Raw genomic sequence first — 12,068 nt, forward strand, 5'->3', positions numbered from 1 at the left:
CGCCAGTGACGGGACCGACGGACACCCAGCAGGCTGTGACCGACGAGCAGCGGCGGGACGCCCGTGTGATCTGGGACTACCACCAGATGCACCACGAGCTGCGCCCGGCGGACGTCGCGATCGGGCTGGGCAGCCACGACCTCGGCGTGGCCACCACGACGGCCGAGCTCTACCACGCCGGCCTCTTCCCCGCCCTGGTCTTCACCGGCGGCAACAGCCTCACCACCGCAGCCCGATTCCCTCGTGGTGAAGCCATCCACTACCGCGAGCACGCCATCTCGCTCGGCGTGCCCGACGAGGCGATCCTGCTGGAACCGAATGCTGCCAACACCGGCCACAACATCACGTACTCGCGCCAGGTCCTCGCGGACGCGGGGATCAACCCGGACACGGTGCTCCTGGTCTCCAAGCCCTACATGGAACGCCGTTCCTACGCCACCGCCCGCAAGCTGTGGCCCGAGGTTGACGTGCGCTGCGCCTCGGAGCCCTTGGAGCTCGACGACTATGTCAAGACCATCGGCGACGAGAAGCTCGTCCTGGACATGCTCGTCGGCGACCTCCAGCGGGTGATCGAGTATCCGAAGCTCGGATTCGCCATCGAGCAGGACGTCCCGGAGGACGTGCATGCCGCCTACGGAGCTCTCCTCACCACCGGCTTCACCAGCCGCCTCATCGCCCTCTGACCTGCCACGGCTGAGCGGGCTGTGCGCCATCCACCAGCCCAACCTCTCCCCCGGCTGTCCACCCTGGCCAAGCTGTACGCGGTGGACTGCTGGATCGTCCTGGATGACGTCCAGTTCACCCGCCGCGACTACCAGCACCGAGCCCGCCTCGGCTCGCTACGAGATCCGCAGCAACGGCAGTGGCTCACCCTCCCGACCCACCTGCCGTTCGGCCGGCCGGCCGACGATCATCAGCGAAGCGCGGGTCGTCGACCCCGCGAAGTCACGCCGGAAGCTCGACCTGCTTCTCCAGCAGCACTACGGAGCCAGCCCGCACTGGGTCGGCTGCCGAAGAACGCTACAGCCGCTCCTCGATCCCACCCGTCTTCATCCCGTTCCTCCGCGACCACCGGGTTCAACAGGACGAGATGCGGGCCGCGGCCGGCGAGTTGTGGCAGGAGCACAAGGTCGTGTTCTCTCGTCCGGACGGGCGCGCACTCGATCCGCGCGCTGATTACGAGGAGTTCAAGGAGCTGCTCGCCGAGGCCGGGATCGATGACCGCCGCCCGTACGACGGGAGCCGCCACGCTGCTGGCACGATCCTGAACGAACTCGGGGTGGACATGCCCACAATCATGGAGATCCTGCGGCACACCCAGATCAGCCAGACCCGGCGGTACGTGAAGGGCAGATCACACCTGTCGAAGGACGCAATGCGGCGTATGGGCGAGTTCTTCGTAACGCCGTCCGAGACCCCGCCCGAAGCCGCAACTGAGACTACGGACACCCGCGCAGCCCGTTCCCGGCGGCGCCGCCGCATCCGCTGAACGAAAGAACCCCAGCTCAGAGCGCATCTGAGCTGGGGTTCCACCTGAGCCCCCTGTCGGATTCGAACCGACGACCTACGCATTACAAGGTCCATCAACCCGCACGCGCTACCTGCGGAATCGGCCCGGTAGCGCGCTGACCTGCGGATTTGTTGTCACGCACTCTCTTGATCTATCCCGGACTTTCACGCAGCGGTGTGTACGGCATGTGTACTGGAGATCCCAGACGAGTTCGGAAGAGTGAGTTGCTTTTCGACTCAGTCGACCCTACGGTGGACTCACGACCTTCCGCAGAACGCGGAACGGCCCAACCCGGTGTGTCACCACCGAGAAGGGCCTAGGTCCGAACCCCTCGAACCAGGGAGTCGAACCATGCAGAACACCGTACCCGCTTCGTTCAAGCCTTCCGGCGGCATCGTTGCGCAGCGGGTCGCCGAGCAGTCGGCCGACGCCTGGCGGTCGATGACCCTCGGCACCGTCGCCACCACCCCGATCAACGAACTCCTGCAGACCCTCGGCGTGCGCATCGTCGAGGTCGAGCAGGGGAAGCTCGCCGCAGACGGCATCGTCGGCTACTTCACCGGCCGTGTCGGTGACGCCGAGATCCAGATCGAACGGAACCTGCCGCAGGCAGACCGCGAGCCGATCGTCAGGGACCTTCTCGCCCGCATCAGCCCCGCCGAGCAGACCTATGCGAAGCGCGCGAAGCTGTCGCGCCCGTTGCGCCCGGCCGCCGTGAGCAACGGCATCGTCCACGTCGAGTGCTACGAGTGGTGCACCCACAACCACCTCGACCCCGAGCTGAACCTGGAAGACGTCTACCACTCCAGCGATTCGGCGACTGTGTGGGCCCCGCGCGTCGCTGAGGACCCGCAGCCCCTGCTGCACGCCCGACTGAACGCGGACTCGTTCGGCACGGCGGAGTCGCACCGTCAGCCGCTGGTCGTTATCGACGACGAGGCCGACAGCTTCAGCATGACCCCGGCGCAGGCGCTGGAGTTCGCCGACAAGATGGTGGCGTTCGCCGAGGAGATCCGCGCCATGGCCGCCCAGGCTGCCCGGTGAGCGCCGACGGGCCGGTCGTGCACGAGCCGCTGCACGACACGGAGAAGGATGCGCAGGCGTGGGTGCCGCCCCTCGATCTGGCGCTCGACCTCGCGCGGGCCACACTCGCCGAGCAGGCCGGCGCGAACATTCATGACGACCGCGCCATGATGAGTGCCGCCGTTCATCTGGAGATCCGCCTTCGCGACCTCGTCGCCGCCCTCGACAAGGAGGGCAGGTCATGAGCGACGACCGCCCGATCGTGGCCCCGCTGCCGGTCCGGAACTCTGACGGCACGTTCACCGTCACGACGTCCGACTCCGGTGACGTCCGGATCCTCTGCCCCTCGTGGTGCACGGTCCAGCACGGCTACCGGTACCCGCCCGCGAAAGCGGAGATCACCCACCGCAGCGAGCCCGTGTGGGCCCTGGCCGACACCCCCGAGCACGGGCCGGTGACCATGGTCGAGGTAGGCCTGGTGCAGTGGCCGTACAGCGACCGCACACAGGTCTTCCTGTCCGTCGAGACGGACGACGGGCACCTGGAGATCGGGCCGACCGGTTCGCGTCGGATCGCCGCGGCTCTCCGGTCCCACGCCGATCACATCCTGGCGATGGTCGGCCAGCTCGAAGCGATCCGTGCGGAGGGGTCGTGAGTACCGCACTGGTTCGCCGGCCGACGGAGAGCGCCGCGCTCCGCTCGATGACGCCCCGCCGCATGCCGCCCGTCGGACAGGTTGCCGATCTGCTGATAGCGGCCCGCGCGACCGGTGACCGGCACGGGCAGCAGCTGTTCAGCTGCCTGCTCGACCGGATCCTCGGGCTCAAGGGGGCGTCATGAGGCGCAAGGGCGATTGGCTCCACGGCAAGGCTCGACGAGCGATCCGTGACCACCTGGGGCAGCGGGACGGGTGGCACTGCCACTACTGCCGCCAGCCGTTTGCGGACCCGTCCGCGGTGACGCTCGATCACTACATCCCGTGGAGCGTCTGGCCGACGAGCAAGCCCAGGAATCTGGTGCTCGCCTGCGACCCGTGCAACCAGGCGAAGGCGGACGCGTTGCCCGTCGTGTTCGCGTGGCTGCTGCTCCGCATGGCGGCCGACATCACGCAGACCGAATTGGAGGTGGCGGCATGACCATGATGGCGAAGGTCGACGGCGAGTGGGCCGAGGTCCCCGGCGACGATGAGAAGGTACTCGACCGGTACAGCGCAGCTGTGCCGCTCGTGTGGGCGCCGCCGTACTTCGGGGCATCCCCGGAGTACTCCTGGGTGCCGCTGTACGACGAGAACGGCCGCGGTTCGTTCGAGGAGCAGGTACCCGAGCCCGAGCGGTCCGAGTTGGAGCGTCTGGCCGACCGGACGGCCCGCGGCCTGAAGGGCTTCGTCGAGGGCGGGATGGTCGGCGAGAGGGTGCCGCTTGAGGAGCTGCTGAAGGCCACGGTCCGGGCGCGTCTGAAGGACGAGTACGTGTTCACCGGCGGCATGCATGACTGGTTCGCCGACGAGTGCGGGCGCGACTGCCGGACCCTCGCCGAGAAGGACGTGGAGCAGGCAGCCGAGAAGCTACGGAAGGCCATCACCCGCATCGCGGGCGAGGTCGTCGCAGAGATGTCCGCCGTGCCGCGCACGGCCGATGAGGAAGTCGCGACATGAGCACCCCACCGAAGCCCGGCAAGGGCCAATGCCGCGTAGTTAAGCGGTTCCGGGCGCCTGCAAGGGGTGTTGACCTGCGGATTCACCAGACATGAGAACGGGACCTCCGGTAAAGCAGAGAAGCCGTCCAAGGTCTTCCTGCACGAGAGGTCCCGTTGCCCGATCAGTGTGCCACCACCACGCTCACCCATGCCATCACCTGCGCTGCCGGACCCTTCGCACCGGGACACCTCGGCGAGCTGACTCAGCACGTCCCCTTCGAGCTCGCCGACGCCGTATTGGAAGAGACCAGATCAGGGCATCGCCGCCTGCGGCATCTTCCCTCCCGGGTCGGCATCTACTTCCTCCTCGCGCTGGCGCTGTTCCCGTCGCTGGGATACATGCGGGTGTGGGGCAAGCTCACCGCGGGTCTGCACGGACTCACGCTGCACCGTCCCTCCGAGAAGGCCCTGCGCGACCTGCGTCGCCGCCTGGGGCCGGCACCGTTGAAGGCGCTGTTCGAAGCGGTGTCCGGGCCGCTCGCCCGCCCTGGGACCCACGGCACGTGCTACCGCTCGTGGCGGACGGTCGCCTTCGACGGATGCAGCTCGCTCAAGGCCCCTGACCAGCCGCGTATCCGGAACCTGTTCGGCAAGTCGAAGCACCGCTGGGGCATCTCGGGCTATCCCGCCCTGCGGCTGACCGCCCTGGTCGAGACGGGGACGCGTGGCCTGCTCGGCGCGGTCTTCGGCCCCACCAGCACCGGGGAGTCGACCCATGCCGCCCGGCTCATGCACCTGCTGACTCCGACGATGCTCCTGTTGGTCGACCGGGGCTTCGACGGCAACAACTTCTATACAGCCGTGGCCAAGACCGGTGCCCAGCTCCTGGCCCGCCTCGGTTCGAACCGCAAGCCCGCTGTGATCGCCGTCCTGCCTGACGGCTCCTACCTCACCCGCCTCGGCGGGCTCCAGCTCCGGGTCATCGAAGCGGACATCACCGTGACCACCCGCGACGGCCAGCGCATCCACGACCGCTACCGCCTGGCCACCACCCTGCTCGACCCCCATAGCGACCCGGCCGCCGCGCTCGTACGGCTCTACCACGAACGCTGGGAGATCGAGTCGGCCTTCTACGCACTTCGGCACACGCTCCTGCGCGGTCGAGTTCTGCGTTCCTGCGACCCCTTCGGCCTCGAACAGGAACTCTGGGCGATCCTGACTGCCTATCAGGCCCTCCGACGGGCGATGACGGAAGCCGTCGAGTCAGTTCCCGGCATCGACCCCGACCGCGCCAGTTTCACCGTCGCCCTCGAAACCGCCCGTGACCAGGTGACATCGGCGCGAGGCATCCTGCCGGCCCTTGACCGCATCGACGACCCGGGGCTGATCGGGCACGCCGTGCTCTCTGATCTACTGCCGCCTCGGCGCGCACGCGTCAGCGCCCGCAAGGTGAAGTGCCCCATGACGCGCTACCCCGGCAACTCCGCTGACCCCCGCCCCGCCGTCAGCCAGGACATCGTCTCGCTGGACATCGCGGTCCACCAGGCCGTCCTGCCGCCACCCGAGCCCGACCGGCCTCCCGTTAATCCGGGCCGCAAGACCCTCGTCCTGGATCTCCTGCGGACCGCCCCGGACCGCCCGTGGCGATCCCACGAGATCGCTCAAGCAATCAACTGCCCCAACATCAAAAGCCTATGGACGCAGCTCTCGACGTGGGTGAAGGACGGCATGCTCCGCAGAACCGCCAAGGACACGTACGAACTGGTCTCCGCCTGGGCGACATCGCCTCGACCATCCGGCGAGTCCGCAGGTCAACACCCCTTGCAAGCGCCCGGAACCGCTTAACTACGCGGCATTGCGGCAAGGGCCTGTCGGTTCGCGTCGACGACGAGCTGTATGACGACCTGGCCGTGATGATGTCGACCGGTATTACAGCGTCGGACGCCGTGAAGCACGCGGTGTCGCTGATCGCCTGGGCGTACCGGAATACGTGGTCTCAGGGCGTCGTCCCGGAGGGTGCCGAGCCTCGCATCGAGGGCTTCTCCGTCACCCCGTATGACGGGCCGACACAGCCGTAAGACATCGCAGCGTGCGATCCAAATGCCCCCTCGTTTCGGGGGTGCGAAACCGCAGGTCGAATCCCATTAGCCCCCACCTGTTTTCGGGCGCTCGACCGCAGGTCGCATCGCAAGTCCCCCCACCGCTCCGGAGCCCTTTACCCACACGGGTTCCGGGGGTCGTACAACCCGCTTCCCGCACGGTCGGGAAGCACTCCACCGGTAACGCCACGCGGGCCCCGGGATCGCACCCCGGAGCCCGCCAGTGGCCCACACCTGGAAGGGCAGAACCATGAGCATTCATACCCTGTCTGACGGCCGGTCGGTACACCTCCCGCCGGCCACGCCGACCGACTACGTGTTCGGCGTCTCGGACCCCGACGACATCCTTCCCGGGGAAGACGTCCGGGCAGTCGTCACCCTGAAGGTCGCCATGACCCGGGACATGCTCGCCATCGCGCTCGACCTTGCCTGCGGCGCCAGCGGCGAGAACCCCGACACCTGGGACGTGGCGTACATCCGCCAGAGCGTCGAACTGTCCCTGTCGATGGAGAGCCCGTTCACCATCCAGCACGACGCCGAGACCCACGCCGAACTTCTGGATGACCCGTCGATCGGGGACTACATCCGGGCCGAGTACCGAGCCATCGACCGCGCCTACCCGTACATGGCTCCGAAGGGGAACGTCTGATGTCCGTCACCGAACGGCCCTTCATCGACACGTGGACCGCCGAGACGGCCGTCACCCTGCAGCGGGCGTTCCGCATGACGAACGACGCCTTCGCCGAGCACCTCGACATCGCGGTGCGCACGGTGGCCGGCTGGCACTCCGACCGCACGATCGTGCCCCGCAACCAGATGCAGCGTGTCCTGGACGACGCCTACGAGGGCGCGCGACAGGCAGTGGTTGAGCGGTTCGCGCACCTTCTGCAGCGGAAGGGCGAGCCGGTACCCGCGGCGCCGAAGGCGGTACCCGCGGCGCCCACGCCGAGCCCGCATCCTCAGCCGGCCCCTGCTGCCGATCCGGTAGTGGCGCAGATGGCTGCGGACATGGCGCTGATGCAAGCCCGCATCGACTCGTTGCAGGAGCAGCTGGGCGCCATCGCGCTACGCCTTCTGACCTGACTCAGCCACGGCGGGGCCACTGTGACCGCGGCCGCATTGGGTGACGTCTGACAGTCAGAATGCGGCCTGACAGTCAGGGCCTGACTTTGGCGGGGGGCCTATAGAGGTGTCAGGTGACTTTGCCGATTTTCGGGGCCTGACAGTCACATGACTGTCAGAACTGGCGCGACGACTACGGCCCGCTAGCCGCGCCACTTGGCGCCAGGAAGCCCGCCAACTAGGCCCCTTCTTGGCGACAACTCATGGTTCGAGCTGTCGCCAAGAAGGGGCCAGTTTTGGCGACAAGAGCGAGCCGGATCGTTGCCTGCTTCTTGGCGCCAGGAACGGCCGCCACTTGGCGGTCGCTCTTGGCGCCCTGGCCTGACCCCGCCTAAGTCGGGTGTCACGGCCGTGACACGGGGCGTGACCCGGGTGTGACCCCGCAGGTCAGACCCGTGACCCGCCGTGACCCGTCTTGGACCCGCCTATGGGCCGCCTGGACCCGTCTATGCCCCGTCTTTGGCCCGTCTACGGTTCTACCTCGCCCGCGACCCTAGACGGGTCATAGTCGGGTCGAAGACGGCCTGTAGACGGGTCCAGGACGGGGTGTCCGCAATGGCTCAACGGCTCGGCTCAAGCCGTCCGGGTGAGCCGTCGGCCGGCCAACGCGCCCGCTCGCGTGTGCGCGCACGTGCGCGCGTAGCACAGAGGATGTTCACCTGTCCCGTGGGTGAATGAACGAGTGAACGACGGGGCTATCCATACAGTGGAAACCCGCCTGGACCCCGACTATCGCCCGCCTACAGGCCGACTATGCCCCGTCTAGATCTCGGTCTGCTCGTCGACCGCAGGCGGGCCAAAGACGGGCCTTAAACTCCCGGCAGGCACCCGGCGCAGACCCGGCAACTACACGGCAGACCCCCGGCGAACTGCTTGCATAACATCCAAGAGGCTCCGCTCCCTGCCGGGTCTCCGCCGGGTGTAAACCGGGCAACTGCCGGGCCTTAGACGCCCCCTGACACCCGGCTGATCTGCACTGACACCCCCTCTGACCTGCGGTGACACCGTTCTGACACCCCAGAATGCCCCGCTGACAGTCAGAACGGGTGTCAGAACGGGTGTCAGAACGGTGTCAGCGGCCCCGGAATGGGGCCGTTTTCTTAGGTCAATGCGTGTGCGCGCGTGAGTTGACACCCGGCGCTGAACCGAGCACTGACACCACGACTCAGACCACCCAGAGAGGGAACCCGTGACCACCCAGCCCACCCCCGAACCTGGCTCGCTCGACGAGCACCTGGAGCGGCTGCTCGCCATCGAGACCGCGGCCGAGACCATCCACGGATGGCACCCCACCCTCATGCCCGGGATGCTCCAGACCGCCGACTATGCCCGCGCCTCAATTACCGCGTCAGCGCCCGCCCTCGCCCCGGAGGACGTCTACCGTCGCGCAGTTGCCCGCACGGCCCGCATCGACACATTGGGGCGCGCAGAAGGGCGTACAGCGCGGTTCGTCATCGCCGAGGAAGTTCTCACTCGGCCTGTCGGCGGGCCGGCCATCATCGCCGACCAACTCGACCACCTACTTGCGCTCCTCGCGCTCCGTCCGTCCCTGCAGGTACGAGTTCTGCCGTCCAGGGCTGCCACCCATCCGGGGCTAACTGGCGCCTTCACGCAGTATCAGGCCCCTCAGCAGCGGTCGGTGGTCACAGAGAACTTGACCGGTACAGCGGTGACTTCGCGGCCGGAAGGGGTGCTCGCCTACTCACTTGCCTACGATCGTGTTGAGCAGCGGGCCGTCAGTCCGGCGGCGTCGCTTCGCATGATCGAGGCAGCGAGGAACCGACTTGCGACAGCATGACGACGGCCTGATCTGGCAGCTGTCCAGCTACACCGACAGCGGAGCCTGCGTAGAGGTGGCCCGCCCACCGGGCGCCATCCTGGTGCGAGACTCAAAGCGCCGGGAAGGGCCGCGGGTACAACTCCAGCCAGCCGCTTGGTCCGCATTGGTGGACTGGGCCAAGCACGACGCATAGCAACCACCCCGAACGCCCCCTGAACGGCCAGCAGGGGGCGTGTTCGTGCGTCCGGGGCACCACGGCCACCACTTCTTGGAGGCTCTCAGTCGCTTGCCCGGCCGGAATAGATCTCGCGCACACGGGCCGACACGGCCCTATAGGTGCGATTCACAGGTTCCGCAATCGGTGCGACGTCCGGCACCCTCGCCTCCAGCTTGGCGCTCACTGCGGTCTCAACAGCGTCTACAGCCAATCCGGCAATGCGTCGGACATCGTCATCGAGAATGAACCCCACCTGCGACAGGACATCCCCTTCAGCAGCGGCTAGCGCCTCGCTGGCAGCAGTGATGCCGTCGCTTGTCTGTGATTCGCGGTGCCTATCAACGACGAGGGCCAGGTCGAGGTACGTCTCCACGTAGCGGCGCAGGAGGCCGTTGAATTCGACCAGATGAGCCAACTCGAATTCCTCACGGCGGCGGGTCACCTCGGCCACCGCGTCTTCAGCTCGCTCAGCGCGCTGTCGGCGATGCCCCAGCCACGCTGAAACCTGCGTGGCCAAACCACCCAAGAAGAATGCGACAACAGGCCAGACCGCGAACCAACCTTCGCCCGTCTTCATCGCATCACCTGTCGATGGGCTGGGCCCCGTGGGCTGCCGCGATCTGGTCGATGCGCTTCGCTAGGTCGAAGTCGGCCTCGGTGAGCTTGAACCCGGCGTCATGAGTGGTCATCTGGAAGCGGATGGTGTCCCATCGCAGGTCGATGTCTGCGTGGTGCCCAATAAGCCGCTCAACGTCGGCGACATGCACGATCATTGCGACGCCGCCGTGATACCGAATCCCGAACGTTCGAGTGATCTCGTCGCCCAAGCGGGACCAGCCCGGGACCTCTAGCAACCGTCCCTCGATCGCACCGTCCGTCAGCGGCACCAGTCCCTTGGTCACGCTCAGCTCCCCTCGGTCACAGGCTCCAGAATCTCGGCAAGATCCCTGCCGACCGGGGCATCCTGCCACGGCCGCATTGCCCGCTCCAGAGTGACCAGTTCCCTGCGCATCCTGGCCGAGCGGGTCTCTGCCGCGATCGTCGCCACGGTCCGGGCGATCTCCACCGCCTGATCCGGCTCCCGCGCAGCCGCCGCAGCTGTCGCCTGCCGAGCCATGTACACCCCGCGGTCGCGGCGCGCGGTCTCCGGAACGATGGCGAGGATCTGCGACCACAGGGCGCCAGCCTCCGCGCCGAGACCGAGTCGCCCGTAGCAGGTGGCCCGTTGCACTTCGAGGTAGCCGGGGGTTCGGCGGCAGGCGTTACCCCAGGGCAGATCATCGTCTACGCGGGGAAGCAGCAGGTCGGCCTGGTCGATGAGCTGATCCACCAGTTCGCGGTCACCGGCGAGGCTGGCGCCATGGGCCTGCTGCTGCATGGCCATGATGCGCACCTTCGGGACGAGCCGGTCGGCGTCGTCTAGCGCGGCTTCGCACAGGTCGACGACTGCGTGTCCATCGCCGAGATCGGTGCGTACCTGGGCCTGGTTGACGAGCGAGTAGCCAATGACGTGCGGGTCACGGGACCGCGTCGCAACCTCCTGGGTGATGCCGCGCCAGAAGGCCGCGCCGTCCATGTCCCCAGCATCCTGGTACAGCCAGCCGACAAGCGCCGCGTAGGCAGCGCCGACGCGAAGGAGACTGCGGCGGGTATCACCCTTCGCCGAGCGGACCAGCTTGTCGATGAGCTGGTACTGCGCGGATACGGGGCCGATCAGGTCGTGTGGGCCGAGGAACATGTCGGCCCGGTAGTGGCCCTCCAACTGCTGCTGGAAGTAGTCGATCAGGGCCGGGTCGACATGCTGCGGCGCGACCGGTCCCGCAACGAGCGCGGCGGCGGTGACGGAGACGAATGCTTGGCGGCGCACCTGCTCCTCTTCGTGGTGCTCGGGCCGGATCCACCCCGGCGGGGTCGTGAACCCGAGATCCTCCGGCCAGCGGCCGAGCGCGTCGTGAACGACGATCGCGGTCTCCTCGGCCGGCCACCCGGGGCGGTCGCCTTCCCAGCGCCGCCACGTCCGGGCGGAGACGGTGAACTGGTGGTCGTCGAGCAGCTGTTGCCCGTGCCCCGTGATGGCCGTCGCGGCTGCTTCGATGGTGCGCCACCCCTTGCGTAAGCGGGCCGCCCGTAGCGCGTCGTTACGGCTCATGGGTCCAGTCTGGGGCGTCATTGCTCGCGCTTCCGGCCGTGGCCGCTACATGGCCACACGTGGCCATCCGGCGACCTATTCGCTGCTCACCGTGCACGCACATCATCAGGGGGCAAAGGCAAGGCGTACAGCGAACTGGCTGAATGCCCCTCAATCGACTTAAGCCGGGGGCTAACCCGCATGACCAACGAGGTGACTGACCTTCCGCCGCTGGCGTCGCTGTCCTCGGCGCAGCAGCGCGGCGCGAACTGCGTCTGGTGCGTCGCACCCTTGTCCAACGGGGCGGCTCACGACCTCGGGCCGCGCCCGGTCGATGGCACCTCGGCCCGCTGGTTTCCCCGCTGCTGCCAAACCTGCTGGAAAGGCCGCCAGTGATCACCCTGAAGAAACCCTCGCCGGACGCTGCGTACAAGGCGCTCCTCGGCCACACCATGACCTGCGCAGCCTGCTGCGCAGGGGCGGCCTGCCCCACGAGGGTTCGGCTCGGCCGAACGTGGCGGGCGGCCCGCCGATGAAGACCGAATCGACGGACA

General features: G+C 67.7%; 14 protein-coding genes and 3 pseudogenes. 14 read left to right on the forward strand and 3 right to left on the reverse strand.

What is annotated here, in order from left to right; translation table 11 throughout:
- The first annotated feature begins 5 nt into the window (after positions 1-5).
- From NRF20_RS20745 to NRF20_RS20810, 14 genes and pseudogenes are all read left to right on the forward strand, one after another.
- The gene (locus tag NRF20_RS20745; RefSeq protein ID WP_413753050.1) at positions 6-683 is read left to right on the forward strand and encodes a YdcF family protein; all 678 of its coding nucleotides are present in this window, start codon (positions 6-8) and stop codon (positions 681-683) included.
- Between the two features lie 81 nt (positions 684-764).
- Positions 765-821 (forward strand): annotated as a pseudogene (locus NRF20_RS20750) (hypothetical protein); the annotation flags it as partial.
- A 62-nt stretch (positions 822-883) separates the two neighbouring features.
- Positions 884-1,489: pseudogene (locus NRF20_RS20755) on the forward strand (tyrosine-type recombinase/integrase); the annotation flags it as partial.
- A 372-nt stretch (positions 1,490-1,861) separates the two neighbouring features.
- Entirely contained in the window at positions 1,862-2,554 is a 693-nt protein-coding gene (locus NRF20_RS20760; protein ID WP_413753051.1) for a DUF6907 domain-containing protein, read from the forward strand.
- Positions 2,551-2,778 carry a hypothetical protein gene (locus tag NRF20_RS20765; protein WP_413753052.1) on the forward strand — a complete coding sequence of 76 codons (228 nt, stop codon included), beginning with the start codon at positions 2,551-2,553 and terminating at the stop codon, positions 2,776-2,778. Before NRF20_RS20760 ends, NRF20_RS20765 begins: the two co-directional genes overlap by 4 nt.
- A complete protein-coding gene (locus tag NRF20_RS20770; RefSeq protein WP_413753053.1) occupies positions 2,775-3,188 on the forward strand; it encodes a DUF6907 domain-containing protein in 414 nt (137 codons plus the stop codon). The genes NRF20_RS20765 and NRF20_RS20770 overlap by 4 nt, the downstream gene beginning before the upstream one ends.
- A complete protein-coding gene (locus NRF20_RS20775) occupies positions 3,185-3,373 on the forward strand; it encodes a hypothetical protein (protein ID WP_413753054.1) in 189 nt (62 codons plus the stop codon). The genes NRF20_RS20770 and NRF20_RS20775 overlap by 4 nt, the downstream gene beginning before the upstream one ends.
- Entirely contained in the window at positions 3,370-3,669 is a 300-nt protein-coding gene (locus tag NRF20_RS20780) for an HNH endonuclease (protein ID WP_413753055.1), read from the forward strand. The genes NRF20_RS20775 and NRF20_RS20780 overlap by 4 nt, the downstream gene beginning before the upstream one ends.
- On the forward strand, positions 3,666-4,187 hold the full coding sequence (locus NRF20_RS20785; RefSeq protein ID WP_413753056.1) for a hypothetical protein: 522 nt from the start codon (positions 3,666-3,668) through the stop codon (positions 4,185-4,187). Before NRF20_RS20780 ends, NRF20_RS20785 begins: the two co-directional genes overlap by 4 nt.
- Positions 4,188-4,342: 155 nt before the next feature.
- Positions 4,343-6,002 (forward strand): annotated as a pseudogene (locus NRF20_RS20790) (IS4 family transposase); the annotation flags it as partial.
- A gap of 515 nt (positions 6,003-6,517) precedes the next feature.
- Positions 6,518-6,916: a hypothetical protein gene (locus tag NRF20_RS20795; protein WP_413753057.1), complete on the forward strand. Its 399-nt coding sequence runs from the start codon at positions 6,518-6,520 to the stop codon at positions 6,914-6,916.
- Entirely contained in the window at positions 6,916-7,350 is a 435-nt protein-coding gene (locus NRF20_RS20800; RefSeq protein ID WP_413753058.1) for a hypothetical protein, read from the forward strand. Before NRF20_RS20795 ends, NRF20_RS20800 begins: the two co-directional genes overlap by 1 nt.
- Before the next feature lie 1,228 nt (positions 7,351-8,578).
- Positions 8,579-9,187 (forward strand): DUF5753 domain-containing protein, encoded by a 609-nt coding sequence (locus NRF20_RS20805; protein ID WP_413753059.1) that lies wholly within the window; start codon positions 8,579-8,581, stop codon positions 9,185-9,187.
- A complete protein-coding gene (locus NRF20_RS20810) occupies positions 9,174-9,362 on the forward strand; it encodes a DUF397 domain-containing protein (protein WP_413753060.1) in 189 nt (62 codons plus the stop codon). Before NRF20_RS20805 ends, NRF20_RS20810 begins: the two co-directional genes overlap by 14 nt.
- A gap of 85 nt (positions 9,363-9,447) precedes the next feature.
- On the opposite strand, the gene NRF20_RS20815 is transcribed toward NRF20_RS20810, so the two are convergent.
- The 3 genes from NRF20_RS20815 to NRF20_RS20825 are packed head-to-tail and all read right to left on the reverse strand — an operon-like array spanning position 9,448 to position 11,535.
- Positions 9,448-9,963 carry a hypothetical protein gene (locus NRF20_RS20815; RefSeq protein WP_413753061.1) on the reverse strand — a complete coding sequence of 172 codons (516 nt, stop codon included), beginning with the start codon at positions 9,961-9,963 and terminating at the stop codon, positions 9,448-9,450.
- 4 nt (positions 9,964-9,967) lie between these two features.
- Positions 9,968-10,288 (reverse strand): 4a-hydroxytetrahydrobiopterin dehydratase, encoded by a 321-nt coding sequence (locus NRF20_RS20820; RefSeq protein WP_413753062.1) that lies wholly within the window; start codon positions 10,286-10,288, stop codon positions 9,968-9,970.
- 2 nt (positions 10,289-10,290) lie between these two features.
- On the reverse strand, positions 10,291-11,535 hold the full coding sequence (locus tag NRF20_RS20825) for a Twin-arginine translocation pathway signal (protein WP_413753063.1): 1,245 nt from the start codon (positions 11,533-11,535) through the stop codon (positions 10,291-10,293).
- Positions 11,536-12,068: the final 533 nt, after the last annotated feature.

It is taken from the genome of Streptomyces sp. R-74717, from assembly GCF_047305335.1.
Lineage (GTDB): Bacteria > Actinomycetota > Actinomycetes > Streptomycetales > Streptomycetaceae > Streptomyces > Streptomyces atratus.